Source organism: Mesorhizobium norvegicum, assembly GCF_004919685.1.
GTDB classification, from domain to species: Bacteria; Pseudomonadota; Alphaproteobacteria; order Rhizobiales; family Rhizobiaceae; genus Mesorhizobium; species Mesorhizobium norvegicum.
This window is the reverse complement of sequence record NZ_SMYZ01000043.1, coordinates 81263-98851: the sequence shown is the minus strand read 5'-3', so window position 1 is coordinate 98851 and position 17589 is coordinate 81263. Positions and strand designations below refer to the sequence as shown.

The 17589-nt window shown below is 61.5% G+C and carries 28 protein-coding genes; 3 read left to right on the top strand and 25 right to left on the bottom strand.

The features are described from left to right. Nucleotides 1–10: 10 nt before the first annotated feature. The 23 genes from rpsE to rpsL form a co-directional block, all read right to left on the bottom strand. Nucleotides 11–574, bottom strand: a complete 564-nt coding sequence (rpsE, locus tag FCU66_RS18665; RefSeq protein WP_006333394.1) for a 30S ribosomal protein S5 — start codon at nucleotides 572–574, stop codon at nucleotides 11–13. 132 nt (nucleotides 575–706) lie between these two features. Further along, nucleotides 707–1066 carry a 50S ribosomal protein L18 gene (gene rplR / locus FCU66_RS18660; RefSeq protein WP_032925343.1) on the bottom strand — a complete coding sequence of 120 codons (360 nt, stop codon included), beginning with the start codon at nucleotides 1064–1066 and terminating at the stop codon, nucleotides 707–709. Nucleotides 1067–1204: 138 nt separating this feature from the next. Further along, a complete protein-coding gene (gene rplF, locus FCU66_RS18655; RefSeq protein ID WP_013531432.1) occupies nucleotides 1205–1738 on the bottom strand; it encodes a 50S ribosomal protein L6 in 534 nt (177 codons plus the stop codon). Nucleotides 1739–1830: 92 nt separating this feature from the next. After that, entirely contained in the window at nucleotides 1831–2229 is a 399-nt protein-coding gene (rpsH, locus tag FCU66_RS18650; RefSeq protein WP_013531431.1) for a 30S ribosomal protein S8, read from the bottom strand. Nucleotides 2230–2241: 12 nt separating this feature from the next. Continuing rightward, nucleotides 2242–2547, bottom strand: a complete 306-nt coding sequence (rpsN, locus tag FCU66_RS18645; protein WP_010909282.1) for a 30S ribosomal protein S14 — start codon at nucleotides 2545–2547, stop codon at nucleotides 2242–2244. 27 nt (nucleotides 2548–2574) lie between these two features. Further along, entirely contained in the window at nucleotides 2575–3174 is a 600-nt protein-coding gene (gene rplE / locus FCU66_RS18640) for a 50S ribosomal protein L5 (protein WP_013531429.1), read from the bottom strand. Continuing rightward, entirely contained in the window at nucleotides 3167–3481 is a 315-nt protein-coding gene (gene rplX / locus FCU66_RS18635) for a 50S ribosomal protein L24 (RefSeq protein WP_013531428.1), read from the bottom strand. Before rplX ends, rplE begins: the two co-directional genes overlap by 8 nt. 12 nt (nucleotides 3482–3493) lie before the next feature. Further along, on the bottom strand, nucleotides 3494–3862 hold the full coding sequence (gene rplN / locus FCU66_RS18630) for a 50S ribosomal protein L14 (protein WP_006205457.1): 369 nt from the start codon (nucleotides 3860–3862) through the stop codon (nucleotides 3494–3496). A 71-nt stretch (nucleotides 3863–3933) separates the two neighbouring features. After that, the gene (gene rpsQ / locus FCU66_RS18625) at nucleotides 3934–4173 is read right to left on the bottom strand and encodes a 30S ribosomal protein S17 (protein WP_010909280.1); all 240 of its coding nucleotides are present in this window, start codon (nucleotides 4171–4173) and stop codon (nucleotides 3934–3936) included. Nucleotides 4174–4184: 11 nt separating this feature from the next. Further along, nucleotides 4185–4385 carry a 50S ribosomal protein L29 gene (gene rpmC, locus FCU66_RS18620; RefSeq protein ID WP_006205459.1) on the bottom strand — a complete coding sequence of 67 codons (201 nt, stop codon included), beginning with the start codon at nucleotides 4383–4385 and terminating at the stop codon, nucleotides 4185–4187. Between the two features lie 12 nt (nucleotides 4386–4397). Beyond that, on the bottom strand, nucleotides 4398–4811 hold the full coding sequence (gene rplP, locus FCU66_RS18615; protein ID WP_013531427.1) for a 50S ribosomal protein L16: 414 nt from the start codon (nucleotides 4809–4811) through the stop codon (nucleotides 4398–4400). A 27-nt stretch (nucleotides 4812–4838) separates the two neighbouring features. Then, complete coding sequence (gene rpsC, locus FCU66_RS18610) at nucleotides 4839–5564, bottom strand: 30S ribosomal protein S3 (protein ID WP_013531426.1); 726 nt, start codon at nucleotides 5562–5564, stop codon at nucleotides 4839–4841. Beyond that, entirely contained in the window at nucleotides 5564–5953 is a 390-nt protein-coding gene (rplV, locus tag FCU66_RS18605) for a 50S ribosomal protein L22 (protein ID WP_006205462.1), read from the bottom strand. The genes rpsC and rplV overlap by 1 nt, the downstream gene beginning before the upstream one ends. Nucleotides 5954–5955: 2 nt before the next feature. Continuing rightward, nucleotides 5956–6234 (bottom strand): 30S ribosomal protein S19, encoded by a 279-nt coding sequence (gene rpsS, locus FCU66_RS18600; protein WP_006205463.1) that lies wholly within the window; start codon nucleotides 6232–6234, stop codon nucleotides 5956–5958. A 16-nt stretch (nucleotides 6235–6250) separates the two neighbouring features. Next, on the bottom strand, nucleotides 6251–7084 hold the full coding sequence (gene rplB, locus FCU66_RS18595; RefSeq protein ID WP_024505067.1) for a 50S ribosomal protein L2: 834 nt from the start codon (nucleotides 7082–7084) through the stop codon (nucleotides 6251–6253). Between the two features lie 22 nt (nucleotides 7085–7106). Continuing rightward, nucleotides 7107–7400, bottom strand: a complete 294-nt coding sequence (locus FCU66_RS18590) for a 50S ribosomal protein L23 (protein WP_023757976.1) — start codon at nucleotides 7398–7400, stop codon at nucleotides 7107–7109. Continuing rightward, nucleotides 7397–8017 (bottom strand): 50S ribosomal protein L4, encoded by a 621-nt coding sequence (rplD, locus tag FCU66_RS18585; protein ID WP_013531423.1) that lies wholly within the window; start codon nucleotides 8015–8017, stop codon nucleotides 7397–7399. Before rplD ends, FCU66_RS18590 begins: the two co-directional genes overlap by 4 nt. Continuing rightward, nucleotides 8017–8745 (bottom strand): 50S ribosomal protein L3, encoded by a 729-nt coding sequence (gene rplC / locus FCU66_RS18580; RefSeq protein ID WP_136622442.1) that lies wholly within the window; start codon nucleotides 8743–8745, stop codon nucleotides 8017–8019. The genes rplD and rplC overlap by 1 nt, the downstream gene beginning before the upstream one ends. A 61-nt stretch (nucleotides 8746–8806) precedes the next feature. Then, nucleotides 8807–9115 carry a 30S ribosomal protein S10 gene (rpsJ, locus tag FCU66_RS18575; RefSeq protein WP_010909272.1) on the bottom strand — a complete coding sequence of 103 codons (309 nt, stop codon included), beginning with the start codon at nucleotides 9113–9115 and terminating at the stop codon, nucleotides 8807–8809. A 69-nt stretch (nucleotides 9116–9184) separates the two neighbouring features. Continuing rightward, nucleotides 9185–10360, bottom strand: coding sequence for an elongation factor Tu (tuf, locus tag FCU66_RS18570; RefSeq protein WP_136622441.1), 1176 nt, complete (start codon nucleotides 10358–10360; stop codon nucleotides 9185–9187). A 98-nt stretch (nucleotides 10361–10458) separates the two neighbouring features. Next, complete coding sequence (gene fusA / locus FCU66_RS18565; protein WP_056590946.1) at nucleotides 10459–12549, bottom strand: elongation factor G; 2091 nt, start codon at nucleotides 12547–12549, stop codon at nucleotides 10459–10461. A 29-nt stretch (nucleotides 12550–12578) separates the two neighbouring features. Then, a complete protein-coding gene (gene rpsG, locus FCU66_RS18560; RefSeq protein WP_008875664.1) occupies nucleotides 12579–13049 on the bottom strand; it encodes a 30S ribosomal protein S7 in 471 nt (156 codons plus the stop codon). A gap of 60 nt (nucleotides 13050–13109) precedes the next feature. Further along, complete coding sequence (gene rpsL / locus FCU66_RS18555; protein WP_006333356.1) at nucleotides 13110–13481, bottom strand: 30S ribosomal protein S12; 372 nt, start codon at nucleotides 13479–13481, stop codon at nucleotides 13110–13112. A gap of 498 nt (nucleotides 13482–13979) precedes the next feature. Here rpsL and FCU66_RS18550 point away from each other — a divergent pair, with 498 nt between their 5' ends. The 3 genes from FCU66_RS18550 (at nucleotide 13980) to FCU66_RS18540 (ending at nucleotide 16411) form a co-directional block, all read left to right on the top strand. Beyond that, nucleotides 13980–14261, top strand: a complete 282-nt coding sequence (locus FCU66_RS18550; protein ID WP_027038858.1) for a transcriptional regulator — start codon at nucleotides 13980–13982, stop codon at nucleotides 14259–14261. A 17-nt stretch (nucleotides 14262–14278) separates the two neighbouring features. Next, nucleotides 14279–15391 (top strand): PLP-dependent cysteine synthase family protein, encoded by a 1113-nt coding sequence (locus FCU66_RS18545; protein WP_136622440.1) that lies wholly within the window; start codon nucleotides 14279–14281, stop codon nucleotides 15389–15391. A 93-nt stretch (nucleotides 15392–15484) separates the two neighbouring features. Beyond that, nucleotides 15485–16411: a Gfo/Idh/MocA family protein gene (locus FCU66_RS18540; RefSeq protein WP_136622439.1), complete on the top strand. Its 927-nt coding sequence runs from the start codon at nucleotides 15485–15487 to the stop codon at nucleotides 16409–16411. 33 nt (nucleotides 16412–16444) lie between these two features. On the opposite strand, the gene FCU66_RS18535 is transcribed toward FCU66_RS18540, so the two are convergent. Both FCU66_RS18535 and FCU66_RS18530 read right to left on the bottom strand, forming a co-directional pair. After that, nucleotides 16445–16810, bottom strand: coding sequence for a hypothetical protein (locus FCU66_RS18535; protein WP_136622438.1), 366 nt, complete (start codon nucleotides 16808–16810; stop codon nucleotides 16445–16447). A 36-nt stretch (nucleotides 16811–16846) separates the two neighbouring features. Further along, nucleotides 16847–17512 carry an O-methyltransferase gene (locus FCU66_RS18530; protein WP_136622437.1) on the bottom strand — a complete coding sequence of 222 codons (666 nt, stop codon included), beginning with the start codon at nucleotides 17510–17512 and terminating at the stop codon, nucleotides 16847–16849. Nucleotides 17513–17589 lie beyond the last annotated feature (77 nt).

Genomic DNA, 17589 nt, shown 5'->3' with positions numbered 1-17589 from the left:
GTCAGATCGACTATTCTTCAGCCGCAACGGCGGTGCCGCGGCGGGCCTGAAGGGTCGAATACTTGATGCCGCGAGCAGCAGCCACATCCTTGGGATGCATCTGGCTCTTCAGCGCGTCGAACGTGGCGCGAACCATGTTGTAGGGGTTCGACGAACCCATCGACTTGGCGACCACGTCATGCATGCCGAGCGTCTCGAAGACAGCGCGCATCGGGCCACCGGCGATGATGCCGGTACCTTGCTTGGCAGCGCGCAGCAGCACGCGTCCAGCGCCCCAGCGTCCTTCGACGTCATGATGCAGCGTACGACCCGAGCGCAGAGGCACGAAAATCATGTCGCGCTTGGCCGATTCAGTTGCCTTGCGGATAGCTTCCGGCACTTCGCGCGCCTTGCCGTGACCAAAGCCGACGCGGCCCTTCTGGTCGCCGACGACGACGAGTGCCGCAAAACCGAAGCGACGGCCGCCCTTGACGACCTTGGCGACGCGGTTGATGTGGACGAGCTTGTCCACCATGCCGTCATCGCGTTCTTCACGATCGCGGCCGCGGCCGCCATCCCTACGTTCCTGTGCCATATCCTGTTCCTTGTTTTTTTCCGGAAGCACGGTTGCTGATAAGATCCGGTGCCTCTGTGGGTCACCGGGGGCGAAATTCATTTCCTTCGCATAATCTTTATCCGAAAAGTCTGCAACTTTTCGGGATCATGCTTAGAAGCTAAGACCACCTTCGCGGGCAGCCTCGGCGAGCGCCTTGACGCGGCCGTGATAGATGTAGGCGCCGCGGTCGAAGACGACTTCCTTGACGCCGGCCTTGGTGGCGCGCTCGGCGATCAGCTTGCCGATCGCGGCGGCGGCGGCGGTGTCGGCGCCGGTCTTGAGCGAACCCTTGAGGTCCTTCTCAAGCGTCGAAGCGGCTGCGATGGTGTGGCCCTTGGCGTCGTCGATGACCTGCACGTAGATGTTCTTCGACGTGCGGTGGACCGACAGACGCGGACGCTCACCGGCGACCTTCTTGATCTGACGGCGGACGCGCTGCGCGCGGCGCTGGATGGATTCCTTGGTAGCCATGACAGTTCCTTGCCTTCAAAAAACGGGGGCCGCCATATGCGGTAGGCGAAAGCGCCTCCCGCGACCGCTCCCCGCGGCGTTACACTTCTCTAGCTTGGTCCTTTCCGAAAAGTCTTCAACTTTTCGGGGCCAAGCCCACTACTTCTTCTTGCCTTCCTTGCGGACGATCTTCTCGCCAGCGTAGCGGACGCCCTTGCCCTTGTAGGGCTCGGGACCACGATACTCGCGGATCTCGGCCGCAACCTGGCCGACCTGCTGCTTGTCGATGCCGGCCACGGTGATTTCAGTCGGCTTCGGCACGGTGATGGTGATGCCCTGCGGCGTCTCGTAGACGACGTCATGGCTGAAGCCAAGTGCCAGCTGTAGGTTCTTGCCCTGAAGTGCCGCGCGATAGCCGACGCCGGTGATCTCGAGCTTCTTTTCGAAACCGTCCTTGACGCCCTGCAGGATGTTGACGATCTGCGTGCGCGACATGCCCCACTTGGAGCGGGCGGTCTTGGTCTGGTCGCGCGGCTGGACAGCGATCTCGCTGCCTTCCATCTTGACCAGGACTTCGTCGTTCACCACGAACTTCAGCTCACCCTTGGGGCCCTTCGCCGTCACGGTCTGGCCGTTGACGGTCGCGGTCACGCCCTGCGGCAGCGAAACGGGTTTCTTTCCAATACGAGACATTTTGTTGTCCTCGTCACTTCTCTTGTTTCAGGTCTCTGTCTTCGGGCATGATCCCGAAGACCGGATTCCAATTTTCCCGGTCACACGCCAGATCAGAAGATCTGGCAGAGGATTTCACCGCCGACGTTCTGCTCACGTGCTTCGTGGTCGGCCATCACGCCCTTCGGTGTCGAAAGGATGGCGATGCCGAGGCCGTTGGCGACCTGCGGAATCGACTTGGCCGAAACATAGACGCGACGGCCTGGCTTCGAGACGCGGGCGATTTCGCGCACAACCGGCGCGCCGTCGAAATACTTCAGCTCGATCTCGATTTCGGACTTGCCGTTGTCGAAGTCGGTCTGGCTGTAATCGCGGATATAGCCTTCAGCCTTCAGCACGTCGAGGACGCGGGTGCGCAGACGCGAAGCCGGCGTCGAAACGCTCGACTTTTTGCGGCCATACGCGTTGCGGATGCGGGTCAGCATATCGCCGAGAGGATCGCTCAATGACATGTTATGTCCTCCTTACCAGCTCGACTTGACCAGGCCCGGGATCTGGCCGTTGTTGCCGAGATCACGAAGCGCGATGCGCGATACTTTGAGCTTGCGATAGTAGGCGCGCGGACGGCCGGTGACTTCGCAGCGGTTGCGGATGCGGATCTTGGCCGAGTTGCGCGGCAGGGCAGCAAGCTTTAGCTGAGCGCGGAAGCGCTCCTCCATCGGCTTGGACTGATCCATGATGATCGCCTTGAGGGCAGCGCGCTTGGGACCGTACTGGTCGGCAAGCTTGCGGCGCCTGTTGTTCTTCTCGACTGAGCTGGTCTTTGCCATTTCAGATTTTTCCTTTTCTCGCTGCCGTTACTGGCGGAAGGGGAAGTTGAAGGCCTTGAGCAATGCCCTGGCTTCGTCGTCCGTCTTCGCAGTCGTACAAACGATGACGTCCATGCCCCAGATCTGATCAACCTTGTCGTAGTTGATCTCCGGGAACACGATGTGTTCCTTGATGCCCATGGCGTAGTTGCCACGGCCATCGAAGCTCTTCGGATTCAGTCCGCGAAAGTCGCGGACGCGCGGCAGTGCGATGTTCACGAGGCGGTCGAGGAACTCGTACATGCGTTCCTTGCGCAGCGTGACCTTGGCGCCGATCGGCATCTTCTCGCGGACCTTGAAGCCGGCGATCGAATTGCGGGCCCGGGTGACGACGGCCTTCTGGCCGGCGATCATCGCCAGGTCTTCGGCCGCGATCGAAGGCTTCTTCGAATCGGCGGTCGCCTCGCCAACGCCCATGTTCAGCACGATCTTGTCGATGCGCGGAACCTGCATCTCGTTGTCGTAGCCGAACTGTTCCTGCAGCGCCTTGCGGATGGTCTCGTTGTAGACCTGCTTGAGGCGCGGCGTGTTCTGAGCCTTGGACTGTTTGCTTTCAGCCTTGGGCTTCGTGGTTTGAGCCTTAGCCATTGATGACTTCTCCCGAGCGCTTGGCGACGCGCACCTTCTTGCCGTCCTTCTGGAAGATGAAACCGACGCGGGTCGGCTTGCCATCCTTGGGGTCGGCCAGCGCGATGTTCGACAGCTGGATCGGCGCTTCCTTGGTGATGATCCCGCCCTCTTGGGACTGGGACTGCTTCTGGTGACGACGGATCATGTTGACGCCGCGCACCAGCGCGGTGTCTTCCTTCGGCTGTACCGAGAGGACTTCGCCCGAACGGCCCTTGTCCTTGCCGGCCAGCACGACGACCTTGTCGCCTTTTCTAATCTTTTGCATTGGTCCGGCTCCTTACAGCACTTCAGGCGCGAGCGAGATGATCTTCATATGGTTCTTGGCGCGGAGTTCGCGCGGAACCGGTCCGAAGATACGCGTGCCGATCGGCTCTTTCTTGTTGTCGACGAGAACGGCCGCGTTCTTGTCGAAACGGATCACGCTGCCGTCCGGGCGGCGGATGTCCTTGGCCGTGCGAACCACGACCGCCTTCATCACATCGCCCTTCTTCACGCGGCCGCGCGGAATGGCTTCCTTGATCGACACCACGATGATGTCGCCCACGGAAGCGTATTTCCGCTTCGAGCCGCCCAGCACCTTGATGCACATGACACGACGGGCGCCGGAATTATCCGCGACGTCGAGGTTTGTTTGCATCTGAATCATGACTGGCCGCCTTCTTCTCTTCTAACGGGATGGGCTCAAAGCCCCTCCCCGGTCTGTCCAAAATTCGTTGTTTACGCCTGGTCCGAAGACACGACGATCCAGCGCTTATCCTTGGAAATCGGCTTCGATTCCTGGATGAACACCTGATCGCCTACCTTGTGGGCGTTGTTCTCGTCGTGCGCCTTGTACTTCTTGGTCATGCGCACGGTCTTCTTCATCACGGGATGCGTGAAGCGCCGTTCGACCTTGACGACAACCGTCTTCTCGTTCTTGTCGCTGACGACGGTGCCCTGCAGAATGCGCTTTGGCATGGTTTTCGTCCTTAAGCCTTCTTAGCCGCGGACTTTTCCGCAGCGATGGTCTTGATACGCGCAATGTCCTTACGGACCTGTCTCACGCGCGCGGTCTTCTCGAGCTGGCCGGTGGCCTTCTGGAAGCGCAGGTTGAACTGCTCCTTCTTCAGGCTGGCCAGGTCGTCGGTCAGCTGGTCCTGGGTCTTGGTCCGGATGTCTTCGGCTTTCATATCAGCCCGTCCTTATTCTGCGATGCGCTGCACGAAGCGCGTCTTGACCGAGAGCTTGGCCGCGCCGAGACGCAGTGCCTCACGGGCGGTTTCTTCATTGACGCCGTCGATCTCGAACATGATGCGGCCCGGCTTGACGCGCGCCGCCCAATAATCGACCGCGCCCTTGCCCTTACCCATGCGGACTTCGGTCGGCTTCGAAGTGACCGGCACGTCCGGGAAAATACGGATCCAGACGCGACCAGCGCGCTTCATTTCACGCGTGATCGCGCGGCGGGCCGCCTCGATCTCACGTGCGGTGACGCGGTTCGGCTCAAGCGCCTTCAGCCCGAAACCACCGAAATCCAGGTTGGTGCCGCCCTTTGCGGTACCATGGATACGGCCCTTGAACTGCTTGCGGAACTTTGTGCGCTTTGGCTGCAGCATCGTTCTAACTCCAAATTCCTAAATGTCTCAGGCGTTTTCGCGACGACGACCGCGTTCGCGATCACCACCACCGCCATGCGCTGCATCGCTTTCGCTGGCCCGACGCTCCGAAGCCATCGGGTCATGCTCAAGGATCTCGCCCTTGAACACCCAGACCTTGACGCCGCAGATGCCATAAGCGGTGTGCGCTTCGGCCGTGCCGTAGTCGACGTCCGCACGCAGCGTATGCAGCGGCACGCGGCCTTCGCGATACCATTCCATGCGCGCGATCTCGGCACCGCCGAGACGGCCGGCGCAGTTGATGCGGATGCCTTCGGCACCGAGGCGCATCGCCGACTGAACGGCACGCTTCATGGCGCGGCGGAACGCGATACGACGCTCGAGCTGCTGGGCAATCGACTGGGCGACCAGGGTCGCGTCGATTTCCGGCTTGCGCACTTCAACGATGTTGAGGTGCGTCTCGGACTTCGTCATCTCCATCAGCTTCTTGCGAAGCTTCTCGATGTCGGCGCCCTTCTTGCCGATGATCAGACCCGGGCGCGCGGCGTGGATGGTGACGCGGCACTTCTTGTGCGGACGCTCGATCACGACCTTCGAGATGGCAGCCTGCTTGAGCTCCTTCTCGAGATACTTGCGGATCTTGATGTCCTCATGCAGCAGCTTGCCGTACTCGCCGGTGTTCGCGAACCAGCGCGAATCCCAGGTGCGGTTGATGCCGAGGCGAAGACCGATCGGATTGACTTTCTGGCCCATTATGCGGCCTCCCCTTTTTCTTCGACTTCACGAACAACGATCGTGAGGTGCGAGAACGGCTTCTCGATACGGCTGGCGCGACCACGGCCACGAGCATGGAACCGCTTCATGACGATCGACTTGCCGACATAGGCTTCCGCCACGATCAGTGCATCGACATCCAGGTCGTGGTTGTTTTCCGCGTTGGCGATTGCCGATTCCAGCGTCTTCTTGACCGTGCCGGAAATCCGCTTGGCCGAGAATTCGAGATCGGAAAGCGCTGTCGCGACCTTCTTGCCGCGGATCAGCGCGGCAACCAGGTTGAGCTTCTGCGGGCTGATACGGATCGTGCGCAATACGGCGCGCGCTTCGTTATCAGCAAGCCTGCGCGGAGCTTTGGCCTTGCCCATGATTATTTCCTCTTCGCCTTCTTATCCGCGCCGTGACCGTAATAGGTCCGGGTCGGAGCGAATTCACCGAACTTGTGACCGACCATGTCCTCGTTCACCGAGACGGGAACATGCTTCTGGCCGTTGTAGACACCGAAGGTGAAGCCGACGAACTGCGGCAGGATGGTGGAGCGACGGCTCCACATCTTGATCACCTCATTGCGACCACCTTCACGAACCTTGTCCACCTTCTTGAGAAGGTAGCCGTCAATGAAGGGGCCTTTCCAAATCGAACGAGTCACTTGGCGTTACCTCTTCTTAGCTCTTGCGCTGATGGCGCGAGCGCAGGATGAACTTGTCGGTCGCCTTGTTGGACCGCGTCTTCTTGCCCTTGGTTGGCTTGCCCCAGGGCGAAACCGGATGGCGGCCACCCGAGGTGCGGCCTTCGCCGCCGCCGTGCGGATGGTCGACCGGGTTCATGGTCACGCCGCGATTGTGCGGGCGCTTGCCACGCCAAACCGTGCGACCGGCCTTGCCGTCATTGATGTTGCCGTGGTCCGGATTGGACACGGCGCCGACAGTGGCCATGCAGGAGCCGTGAACGACACGCTGCTCGCCCGAGTTGAGGCGCAGGATCGCCATGCCCTGGTCACGACCGACCAGCTGACCATAACCACCTGCCGAACGGGCGACCTGAGCGCCCTTGCCCGGCTTCAGCTCGATGTTGTGGACGATGGTGCCGACCGGCATCGAAGCCAGCGGCATCGCATTGCCCGGCTTCACGTCGACCGATTCACCGGACACGATCTTGTCGCCGGGAGCCAGACGCTGCGGAGCGATGATGTAGGACAGCTCGCCATCGTCATACTTGATCAGCGCGATGAAGGCGGTGCGGTTCGGATCGTATTCAATACGCTCGACCGTGCCGACAACGTCGAACTTGCGGCGCTTGAAGTCGATGATGCGGTACGAACGCTTGTGACCACCGCCGATGAAGCGGGCGGTGATGCGGCCGTGGTTGTTGCGGCCGCCCGACTTGGTCAGGCCTTCGGTCAGACCCTTGACGGGCTTGCCCTTGTAAAGGCCCGAGCGGTCGACGATGACCAGCTGACGGGTGCTGGGCGTTACCGGGTTGAATTTTTTCAGTGCCATTGTTCTGTCCTCGCGGCCTTGCTCAGAGACCCGTCGCGACGTCGATCGACTGGCCGTCGGCCAGCGTCACAATCGCCTTCTTGACGTCGCTCTGGCGGCCAACCGTGCCACGGAAGCGCTTGATCTTGCCCTTGCGGACAAGCGTGTTCACGGCCATCACCTTGACGCCGAACAGCGCTTCGACGGCGGCCTTGATTTCCGGCTTCGACGCCTTCTTGGCGACGTTGAAGACGACCTGGTTCTGCTCGGAGGCCATGGTCGACTTTTCGGTGATCGCCGGCGAGACGATCACGTCGTAGTGACGAAGGTCGGTCATTTAAAGCGCTCCTCGAGAGCCTCGACGGCGGCCTTCGAAAGGACCAGCGTGCCGCGGCGCAGAATGTCGTAGACGTTGATGCCCTGGATGGGCAGCACGTCGATGTTGGGGATGTTCGTCGCCGCCAGCTTGAAGTTCTTGTCAAGCTCGGCGCCGCCGATCAGCAAAGCGTTGGTCAGGCCCAGCGTCGCGAAATTCGCGATCAGCGCCTTCGTCTTGGCCTCGGTCAGCTTCAGCTCGTCGATGATGATGATCGACGCGCTCTTGGCCTTGGCCGAGAGAGCATGCTTGAGGCCGAGAGCACGAACCTTCTTCGGCAGTTCGTGCTCGTGGCTGCGAACGACCGGGCCGTGAGCCTTGCCGCCGCCGCGGAACTGCGGAGCGCGTGCCGAATGGTGACGGGCGCGGCCCGTACCCTTCTGCTTGTACATCTTGGCGCCGGTGCGCGCGATCTCGGCGCGACCCTTGGTCTTGTGCGTGCCCTGCTGCTTCTTGGCAAGCTGCCAGCGCACGACGCGCTGCAGGATGTCTTCGCGCGGATCAAGGCCGAAAATCTCGTCGGAGAGTTCCACCTTGCCGGCGTCCTTGCCGCCCAGCGTTGTGATCTTGAGATCCATTATTCCGCTCCCTCTGTGGCCGGAGCCTCGTTCTTGGCGCCACTTTCGGCAGCAACGGCGCGGATCGCGGCAGGCTTCGGCGCATTGGCCGGCAGTGCCACCTTGGCCGCATCGCGGACCAGGATCCAGGCGCCCTTCGATCCGGGAACCGCACCGCGGATCAGGATCAGGCCGCGGTCGGCGTCGGTCGATACGATCTCGACATTCTGCGTGGTGACGCGGGTGTCGCCCATGTGGCCAGCCATATGCTTGCCCTTGAACACCTTGCCCGGGTCCTGGCGCTGGCCGGTCGAACCGTGCGTACGGTGCGAAACCGAGTTACCGTGCGTTGCACGGCCACCGCCCATGTGGTGGCGCTTGATGACGCCCTGAAAACCCTTGCCGATCGTCGTGCCCGTCACATCGACCTTCTGGCCGGCGACGAAATGCTCGACGGTGATCTCGGCACCGACATCGATCATGTTGTCGGCGGAGACGCGGAACTCGGCGACCTTCGCCTTCGGCTCGACGGAAGCGGTCGCGAAATGGCCGCGCATCGCCTTCGACGTGTTCTTCACCTTGGCAAGGCCAACGCCGAGCTGAACGGCGGTGTAGCCATTCTTCTCTTGCGTGCGCTGGGCCACGACCTGGCAGTTCTCCATCTGGAGAACGGTGACGGGAACATGTTCCCCGGCATCGTTGTAGATGCGGGTCATTCCCACCTTCTTTGCAATCACACCTGAACGCATCGGTTCAATTCCTTTAGAGTTCCGGGCCAGGGGCACCGCCCCTTACCGCGCTCTCATTCCCTTAGAGCTTGATCTCGACGTCGACGCCGGCGGCCAGATCGAGCTTCATCAAAGCATCGACCGTCTGCGGGGTCGGATCGACGATGTCGAGCAGACGCTTGTGCGTGCGCATCTCGAACTGCTCGCGGCTCTTCTTGTCGACGTGAGGCGACCGGTTGACCGTAAACTTTTCGATCCGCGTCGGCAGCGGAATGGGGCCGCGGACGTTGGCACCGGTACGCTTGGCCGTCGACACGATTTCCTTCGTCGAGGCGTCGAGCACGCGGTGGTCAAACGCCTTCAGGCGGATGCGGATATTCTGTCCGTTCATGCGTCACTTCCTTGTTCTGGCGCGGCGCGGGCAACTCCCGCGCCCGCGACAGATCGGTTTAAGTCCAAATTACTCTTTGATGGTGACGACGATGCCGGCACCGACGGTGCGGCCGCCTTCACGGATAGCGAAGCGCAGCTTCTCTTCCATGGCGATCGGCACGATCAGCTCGACATCGACCGTGATGTTGTCGCCCGGCATCACCATCTCGGTGCCTTCCGGCAGCGACACGATGCCGGTCACGTCGGTCGTGCGGAAGTAGAACTGCGGACGATAGTTGGTGAAGAACGGCGTGTGACGGCCACCTTCGTCCTTGGTCAGGATGTAGGCTTCGGCCACGAACTTCTTGTGCGGCTTCACCGTGCCCGGCTTGGCCAGAACCTGGCCGCGCTCGACACCTTCACGATCAACGCCGCGCAGCAGCGCGCCGATGTTGTCGCCAGCCTGGCCCTGATCGAGCAGCTTGCGGAACATCTCGACGCCGGTGCAGGTCGTCTTGGTCGTCGGACGGATGCCGATGATTTCCAGCTCCTCGCCGACCTTGACAATGCCACGCTCGACGCGACCGGTCACGACCGTGCCGCGGCCCGAGATCGAGAACACGTCCTCGATCGGCATCAGGAACGGCTTGTCGAGCGGACGAACAGGCGTCGGGATGTAAGCATCGACCGCAGCCATCAGCTCGCGGATCGCGTCCTCGCCGATCTTCTTGTCGGTGTCTTCAAGAGCAGCCAGAGCCGAACCCTTGACGATCGGAATGTCGTCACCGGGGAACTCGTTCTTGGTCAGAAGCTCGCGAACCTCGAGCTCGACCAGTTCGAGCAGCTCGGCGTCGTCGACCTGGTCGACCTTGTTGAGGAACACCACGATCGACGGCACGCCGACCTGACGGGCAAGCAGGATGTGCTCGCGGGTCTGCGGCATCGGGCCGTCGGCGGCCGACACGACCAGGATCGCGCCGTCCATCTGCGCGGCACCGGTGATCATGTTCTTCACATAGTCGGCGTGGCCGGGGCAGTCGACGTGAGCGTAGTGGCGGTTGGCCGTCTCGTATTCGACATGCGCCGTCGAGATCGTGATGCCGCGCGCCTTTTCTTCAGGGGCAGCGTCGATCTGGTCGTAGCGCTTGTATTCGCCAAAATACTTGGTGATCGCCGCCGTCAGCGACGTCTTGCCATGGTCGACGTGGCCAATCGTGCCGATGTTCACGTGAGGCTTGTTACGCTCGAATTTACCTTTGGCCATAATCGTTCTCCGTCTATTCTACCCGCTTGGGGGAAATTGTTATTCGCTCTTCAGATCCGGCACCGCGCAAGAGACGCGACCCGGTGGCTAAGGAACCCTTACGCGTATTTCTTCTGGACTTCCTGGGCCACCGCCGTAGGGACCGGCTCGTAGTGATCGAACTGCATCGTGTAGGCCGCACGGCCCTGGCTCATCGAGCGCAAATTGTCGACGTACTTGAACATGTTGGCGAGCGGCACCATCGCGTTGATGACCACTGCAACGCCACGCGCTTCCTGACCCTGGATCTGGCCACGACGACCGTTCAGATCGCCGATGACGCTGCCGACGTAGTCTTCCGGCGTCACAACTTCGACCTTCATGATCGGCTCGAGCAGCTGCACACCAAGCTTGGGTGCTGCTTCACGGAAGCAGGCGCGGCCGGCGATTTCGAAGGCCAGAACGCTGGAGTCGACATCGTGGTAGGCGCCGTCGATCAGCGTCGCCTTGACGCCGATCATCGGGAAGCCCGCGAACGGACCCGAGGTCATGACGCTGTTGATGCCCTTTTCGACACCCGGGATGTATTCCTTCGGCACGGCGCCGCCGACGATCTTGGTATCGAACTCGAACTCGCTGCTGTCCGGGTTCGGCTCGAAGACGATCTTGACGCGAGCGAACTGACCGGTACCGCCGGTCTGCTTCTTGTGCGTGTAATCCTGCTCGTGCTTGCGGGTGATCGTCTCGCGATAAGCCACCTGCGGTGCGCCGACATTGGCCTCGACCTTGAACTCGCGACGCATGCGGTCGACGATGATGTCGAGATGAAGTTCGCCCATGCCGGAAATGATGGTCTGGCCGCTTTCCTCGTCGGTCTTGACGCGAAAGGACGGATCCTCGGCGGCCAGGCGGTGAAGGGCGAGGCCCATCTTTTCCTGGTCGTTCTTGGTCTTCGGCTCGATGGCGATCTGGATGACCGGATCGGGGAATTCCATGCGCTCGAGGATGACCGGATGCAGCGGATCACTGAGCGTGTCGCCGGTGGTCGTGTCCTTGAGACCGGCAAGAGCAACGATGTCGCCGGCAAAAGCCTCTTCGACGTCGGCACGCGAGTTGGCATGCATCTGCAGCATGCGGCCGATGCGCTCTTTCTTGCCCTTCACGGTGTTGTCGACCGAGATGCCCTTGGTGAGCTTGCCCGAATAGATGCGGGCAAAGGTCAGCGAACCGACGAACGGGTCGTTCATGATCTTGAAGGCGAGCATCGACAGCGGCTCGTTGTCGTCGGCATGACGCTCGATCTCGGCGTCGGTCTTGGCGTCGACGCCCTTGATGGCGGGAACATCGGCCGGCGACGGCAGATATTCGACGACGGCGTCGAGCAGCGGCTGTACGCCCTTGTTCTTGAAGGCCGAGCCACAGAACATCGGGTAGAACTTCACCGCGATGGTGCCCTTGCGGATCAGCGCGCGGATCTCGTCATTCGACGGCATCTTGCCTTCGAGGTAATTCTCAAGCGCCGTCTCGTCCATTTCGACGGCGGCCTCGATCATCTTCTCGCGGTATTCTTCGGCACGAGCCTTGAGGTCGTCCGGGATCTCGACGATGTCCCAGGCAGCGCCCAGCGTCTCGTCGCGCCAGACCAGCGCGTTCATCTCGACGAGGTCGACAACACCCTTGAACTCGGTCTCGGCGCCGATCGGCAGCTGCATGACAACAGCATGCGCACCGAGGCGCGAACCGATCATCTCGACCGAGCGGTAGAAGTCGGCGCCGATCTTGTCCATCTTGTTGCAGAAGATCATGCGCGGAACGCGGTACTTGTCGGCCTGACGCCAGACGGTTTCCGTCTGCGGCTCGACACCGGCATTGGCATCGAGCAGCGCGATGGCGCCGTCGAGAACGCGCAGCGAACGCTCGACTTCGATGGTGAAGTCGACGTGGCCGGGGGTGTCGATGATGTTGAAGCGGTACATCTTGCCGCTGCGACCCTTCCAGAAGGTCGTGGTCGCGGCGGACGTGATGGTGATGCCGCGCTCCTGCTCCTGCTCCATCCAATCCATGGTGGCAGCGCCGTCGTGGACTTCGCCGATCTTGTGCGACTTGCCCGTATAATAGAGGACGCGCTCGGTGGTCGTCGTCTTGCCGGCGTCAATATGCGCCATGATACCGAAATTGCGGTAGTCTTCGATTTTGTATTCGCGGGCCATCGTAGCTGCCTCTCAGTCTCGTTCGCGCTTTACCAGCGGTAGTGCGCGAAAGCGCGGTTGGCTTCAGCCATCTTGTGGGTGTCTTCACGCTTCTTGACAGCGGTGCCGCGGTTGTTGGCCGCGTCCATCAGCTCGCCGGAGAGGCGGTCGACCATCGTGGTCTCGTTGCGGTTGCGGGCCGCCGCGATCAGCCAACGAATGGCCAATGCCTGGCGGCGCTCGGGGCGCACGTCGACCGGAACCTGATAGGTGGCGCCGCCGACACGACGCGAACGCACTTCCACATGCGGCGCGACATTGTCGAGCGCCTGATGGAAGACCGTGACCGGCTCCTGCTTGGTCTTCGACTGAACCTGGTCGAGCGCACCGTAGACGATGGTCTCGGCGACCGACTTCTTGCCGTCATACATGACGGCGTTCATGAACTTGGTGACGATCAGATCGCCGAACTTCGGGTCCGGATTGATCTCACGCTTTTCTGCACTGTGACGACGCGACATGGCTTTTGTCTCTCAATCTCATAGCCCGACGCACTCGAGGAGCGCCAAGGCCGGAAAATCTTACTTCGGACGCTTGGCGCCGTACTTCGAACGGCGCTGCTTGCGGTTCTTCACACCCTGCGTGTCGAGCACGCCGCGGATGATGTGGTAGCGAACGCCCGGAAGATCCTTGACGCGGCCGCCGCGGATCATCACCACGGAGTGTTCCTGAAGGTTGTGGCCTTCGCCGGGGATGTACCCGATCACTTCAAAACCATTGGTCAGGCGGATCTTGGCCACCTTGCGCAGCGCCGAGTTCGGCTTCTTCGGCGTCGTTGTATAGACGCGCGTGCAGACGCCCCGCTTCTGCGGGTTCTGCTGCATGGCCGGGACCTTGTTGCGCTTCACCGGCGCAATGCGCGGCTTGCGGATCAGCTGGTTGACGGTAGGCATTAAACCCTCTTGTCTCTCAATTCCGTGTCTCGCCCGGTCAGGGCCGCTCAAAGCGTCATTTCCATACGCAAATTCGGGCCACAAACCGCGCCTCGCGGTCTTGCCCGAACAAATGGCAGAGGAAGCGGAAGCCGCTTCGTGCACGCCGGAAATGTCTTTTTCGCTCGTAAAACGAACCCTGTTTGAGGCAAACTCCAAAGCGTGTCGCTTCGGAAGGGAGAGCCTCACATCGGTTCTGACTGGCCGGCTTCTACTAGCAAGCCCGCGAACCGTCAACCCCGGCGCGGCAAATATTGCATTGAAGCCGGGGCTTGGCAGCCATGCGAAAACCGCATGTAATTTTCTTTCGCCATTTTGCAAGTGCGAGGAAGAAAGTGCCAAGCCTTTGGCAAAGTGAATGGCTTTGCGCTGTTGTACGGCCCTGCTTCATGCGAAAAAGGCCGCATGAGCAGTCAGAGGCCCCTCGCCCGCCCGAATCTTGCCAAGAGGAATCGACCCGTGAACGACAATGACGAACGCCCGGTCACCATCATCACCGGCCGGGTGTGGAAGAAAAAGGGCGGCAAGCCGGAAGGCGTGCACGTGATGCTGGTCGCGCCCGATGACGATTCGGCGGTGCGCCGGGCACTCGAATCGCTTGCGGCCGAAGGTTACGCCGAGGCCGAGCTCGACCAGATCGGCGACATGGATGGCATACCCGACGAAGAGCCGCATATTTCCGCTTTCCAGGGCGCGCTCGAAGGCGAAGTGTCTATCGTCACATTCGACGTGCCTATCTGAAACCAGGGTGCTGAAAGATGGCCGGATCGAGAACGGTTGGACCCGCATCCCGGGACTGGGCCGACCGGGCGGTCGCCGCGATCGAAGCCGACCAGCACCGCTCGGCCGATACGCACCTGTGGAAGCTGGATCTGCCGGCACTGGCTGGCATCGACTTCTACCTCAAGGACGAATCCACCCATCCGACCGGCAGCCTGAAGCATCGGCTGGCACGTTCGCTGTTTCTCTATGCGCTGTGCAACGGCCTTATCCGTGAAGGCTCGCCGGTGATCGAAGCGTCGTCGGGCTCGACGGCGGTGTCGGAAGCCTATTTCGCCCGCATGATCGGTGTGCCGTTCTATGCCGTGATGCCGCGATCGACCTCGCGCGAAAAGATCACGGCGATCGAGCACCATGGCGGCAAGTGCCACTTCATCGATGACGGCCGGCGCATCTATGCCGAGTCGGCTGAACTCGCGGCGCGGCTTGGCGGCCATTTCATGGACCAGTTCACCCATGCCGAACGCGCCACCGACTGGCGCGGCAACAACAACATCGCCGATTCCATCTTCGGGCAGATGCGCGAGGAGCAGCATCCGATCCCGACCTGGATCGTCATGAGCGCCGGCACCGGCGGCACCACCGCCACGATCGGCCGCTATCTGCGCTACAAGCGGCATGCAACGCGGCTGTCGGTCGCCGACGTCGAGCGCTCGGCCTTCTTCGACAGCTTTGCCACGCATGACCGTGACTGCCGCTGCGAGCAGCCGTCGCGAATCGAGGGCATCGGCCGGCCGCGCGTTGAACCGTCCTTCGTGCCCGGCGTCATCGATCACATGCTGCGGGTGCCGGACGCGGTGTCGCTGGCGGCGATGCGGGTGCTGTCGCGCCGGCTCGGCCGCCGTGTCGGCGGGTCGACCGGCACCAACTTCGTCGCCATGTGCTTTCAGGCAGCGCGCATGGTTGAGGCGAGGAAGGCCGGCTCGCTGGTGACGCTGATCTGCGATTCCGGCGACCGCTATGCCAACACCTATTATTCCGACGACTGGCTGGGTGCGAACGGCCTCGACCCCTCACCTTTCGAAGCAGCTATCGAGGCCTTTCTGGCCGGCGAAAAGCTGGCGCTGCAGTTCGAGGAAAGCTGGGGCTGACCTTTCGGCGTCAGCTTGCCGGCTCCGGCTTGCCCGGAGCAAGTGTTCTGATAAGAAACGCTCTTCATCACTCAACAAACAGACGGAGCGGCCGTGTCCCAGCCCATCAAGATAGGCATCGTCGGCGTCGGCAAGATCGTCCGCGACCAGCACCTGCCGGCCCTGGCGAAAGACCCGAACTATCGCCTCATCGCGGCCGCTAGCCGGCATGGCAAGGTGGAAAACATCCCGAATTTCCCCACCATCGAAGCCATGCTCGACGCCGTACCCGAGCTTGAGGCCGTATCGCTCTGCATGCCGCCCCAGTTCCGCTACGACGCGGCGCGGACGGCGCTGATGGCGAAGAAGCATGTCTTCCTGGAAAAACCGCCAGGCGCAACCGTCAGCGAGGTCGAGGACCTCAAGGCATTGGCCGCGCAGAACGACGTCTCGCTGTTCGCCAGCTGGCACTCGCGCTATGCGCCGGCGGTCGAGGCCGCCCGCGCCTTCCTGAACTCGACCAAGATCAAGTCGGCCGCCATCAACTGGAAGGAAGACGTGCGCCGCTGGCATCCGAACCAGGAGTGGATCTGGGCCCCCGGCGGTTTTGGCGTCTTTGATCCCGGCATCAACGCGCTGTCGATTGCCACCCATATCCTGCCGGCGATGTTCATCACTTCGGCAGTTCTGGATTTCCCCGAAAACCGCGCATCCCCGGTTGCCGCGCGTGTCACCTTCCGCACCTCGAACGGGTTGCCGGTGACGATGGACCTCGACTGGCTGCAGACAGGCCCGCAAAGCTGGGACATCCTGGCCGACACCGACAAGGGCGCCATGGTGCTGTCGGGTGGCGGCATCAAGCTCGCCATCGACGGCCGTGTCGTCCACGATGAACCGGAAGCGGAATACCCGATGCTCTACAAGCGTTTTGCCGAGATCGTGCGCGCCGGCGTTTCCGACGTCGATCTCGCGCCTCTCCAGCATGTCGCCGATGCCTTCATGCTCGGCAAGCGCAACGTGGTCGAAGCGTTTTTCGACTGAGCTGAGATGAAAGACCTATCCGCCGTTGTCTTGTCATCCTCGGCTAGGATATGTTCCTGGCCGAGGTTCGGAAACGGTGGGCGCGGTTCGATGTCCGCGCTCCATCTCGTTCAGAACGTGTTGAATGGCAACCTCAAGGTCAGCTTGCCCCCAGCCAAGTTCAGCGATCTCGCCATACCTGACGAAATGCGAGCGGTCGAAGCCGTATTCGAATTCATTGTAGGAAATTACGCTTCGTCCAACCAGCGCCACCACCCAGATGCGCTGGTCATCCCCCGCCGAAGAGCGATGCGTCCATTGCTCAGGGTCGATGCCGATCACATCCCAGAGTCTTCTCTGCGCGATATTCATGCGCTCCCGCCCCGCGTTGATTAAATCCCAAAGCGCTGCTTCGTTCATCTGTCCTAGACCTCTTTGTGATCAAAGCTTGCATTCTCACTCTACGATCGCGATGGCAAAGCCGTCATAGCCCTTGGCGCCAACAGTCTGGATGGCGGTGCCGTCCAGATGCTTCTCGCCGCCAATGAACGAGAATGCGGCGCGCGCGCCTTCGACATTGGCGTCGCGGCCATCTTCATTCACCACGGCGCCATCGCGGATCACGTTGTCGCAGACGATGACCGTTCCGGGCCGCGACAGCGGCATGGCCCAGGACAGATAGTGCGGGTTGTTCGGCTTGTCAGCGTCGATGAAGATGAAGTCGAACGGCCCGGCATTCTCGGCGCCAAGTGCTGCAAGCGACTGAAGAGCCGGCCCGACCCGCAGTTCCACACGCTCCGAGACGCCTGCACGCTCGAAATTCGATCGCGCGACGCCGGCATAGTGCGGATCGAGTTCAAGCGTCACGATCTTGCCGTCGACAGGCAGTGCCCGCGCCATCCAGATGGTCGAATAGCCGCCCAGCGTGCCGATTTCGAGAACCTTCCTCGCTCCCCGCATGCGCACAAGAAGTGAAAGCAGCTTGCCTTGCGCCGGCGACACGTCGATCGCCGGCAGGCCGTGATCGTTGTTGGCCGCCAGGACGGCATCAAGCACAGGGTCCGCCTCAAACAGGGAACCGACGATGTAGTCGTCGACAGCCGCCCAGATCCTTTTGCTCATCGTTTTCTTCTCCGATCCAATTGGGGACCTAAACGCGAAAAGGGGCCGCTTGGGCCCCTTTTCTTGTCTCTTTCCGT

Excerpts from the sequence above, each read along its gene's own strand:
- rpsH (WP_013531431.1), bottom strand. The coding sequence starts at position 2,229 with ATGTCATTGAGCGATCCTCTCGGCGATATGCTGACCCGCATCCGCAAC.
- rplP (WP_013531427.1), bottom strand. The coding sequence starts at position 4,811 with ATGCTGCAGCCAAAGCGCACAAAGTTCCGCAAGCAGTTCAAGGGCCGT.
- rplN (WP_006205457.1), bottom strand. The coding sequence starts at position 3,862 with ATGATTCAGATGCAAACAAACCTCGACGTCGCGGATAATTCCGGCGCC.
- FCU66_RS18530 (WP_136622437.1), bottom strand. The coding sequence starts at position 17,512 with ATGAGCAAAAGGATCTGGGCGGCTGTCGACGACTACATCGTCGGTTCC.
- rpsG (WP_008875664.1), bottom strand. The coding sequence starts at position 13,049 with ATGTCGCGTCGTCACAGTGCAGAAAAGCGTGAGATCAATCCGGACCCG.
- rplC (WP_136622442.1), bottom strand. The coding sequence starts at position 8,745 with ATGCGTTCAGGTGTGATTGCAAAGAAGGTGGGAATGACCCGCATCTAC.
- rplR (WP_032925343.1), bottom strand. The coding sequence starts at position 1,066 with ATGGCTACCAAGGAATCCATCCAGCGCCGCGCGCAGCGCGTCCGCCGT.
- rplV (WP_006205462.1), bottom strand. The coding sequence starts at position 5,953 with ATGGGCAAGGCCAAAGCTCCGCGCAGGCTTGCTGATAACGAAGCGCGC.
- rpmC (WP_006205459.1), bottom strand. The coding sequence starts at position 4,385 with ATGAAAGCCGAAGACATCCGGACCAAGACCCAGGACCAGCTGACCGAC.
- FCU66_RS18590 (WP_023757976.1), bottom strand. The coding sequence starts at position 7,400 with ATGACCGACCTTCGTCACTACGACGTGATCGTCTCGCCGGCGATCACC.
- rpsQ (WP_010909280.1), bottom strand. The coding sequence starts at position 4,173 with ATGCCAAAGCGCATTCTGCAGGGCACCGTCGTCAGCGACAAGAACGAG.
- FCU66_RS18545 (WP_136622440.1), top strand. The coding sequence starts at position 14,279 with ATGGCCGGATCGAGAACGGTTGGACCCGCATCCCGGGACTGGGCCGAC.
- rpsC (WP_013531426.1), bottom strand. The coding sequence starts at position 5,564 with ATGGGCCAGAAAGTCAATCCGATCGGTCTTCGCCTCGGCATCAACCGC.
- tuf (WP_136622441.1), bottom strand. The coding sequence starts at position 10,360 with ATGGCCAAAGGTAAATTCGAGCGTAACAAGCCTCACGTGAACATCGGC.
- rplF (WP_013531432.1), bottom strand. The coding sequence starts at position 1,738 with ATGTCTCGTATTGGAAAGAAACCCGTTTCGCTGCCGCAGGGCGTGACC.
- rpsE (WP_006333394.1), bottom strand. The coding sequence starts at position 574 with ATGGCACAGGAACGTAGGGATGGCGGCCGCGGCCGCGATCGTGAAGAA.
- rplX (WP_013531428.1), bottom strand. The coding sequence starts at position 3,481 with ATGCAAAAGATTAGAAAAGGCGACAAGGTCGTCGTGCTGGCCGGCAAG.
- rpsJ (WP_010909272.1), bottom strand. The coding sequence starts at position 9,115 with ATGAACGGACAGAATATCCGCATCCGCCTGAAGGCGTTTGACCACCGC.
- fusA (WP_056590946.1), bottom strand. The coding sequence starts at position 12,549 with ATGGCCCGCGAATACAAAATCGAAGACTACCGCAATTTCGGTATCATG.
- rpsL (WP_006333356.1), bottom strand. The coding sequence starts at position 13,481 with ATGCCTACCGTCAACCAGCTGATCCGCAAGCCGCGCATTGCGCCGGTG.
- FCU66_RS18535 (WP_136622438.1), bottom strand. The coding sequence starts at position 16,810 with ATGAACGAAGCAGCGCTTTGGGATTTAATCAACGCGGGGCGGGAGCGC.
- rplD (WP_013531423.1), bottom strand. The coding sequence starts at position 8,017 with ATGGATCTCAAGATCACAACGCTGGGCGGCAAGGACGCCGGCAAGGTG.
- rplB (WP_024505067.1), bottom strand. The coding sequence starts at position 7,084 with ATGGCACTGAAAAAATTCAACCCGGTAACGCCCAGCACCCGTCAGCTG.
- rpsN (WP_010909282.1), bottom strand. The coding sequence starts at position 2,547 with ATGGCAAAGACCAGCTCAGTCGAGAAGAACAACAGGCGCCGCAAGCTT.
- rplE (WP_013531429.1), bottom strand. The coding sequence starts at position 3,174 with ATGGCTAAGGCTCAAACCACGAAGCCCAAGGCTGAAAGCAAACAGTCC.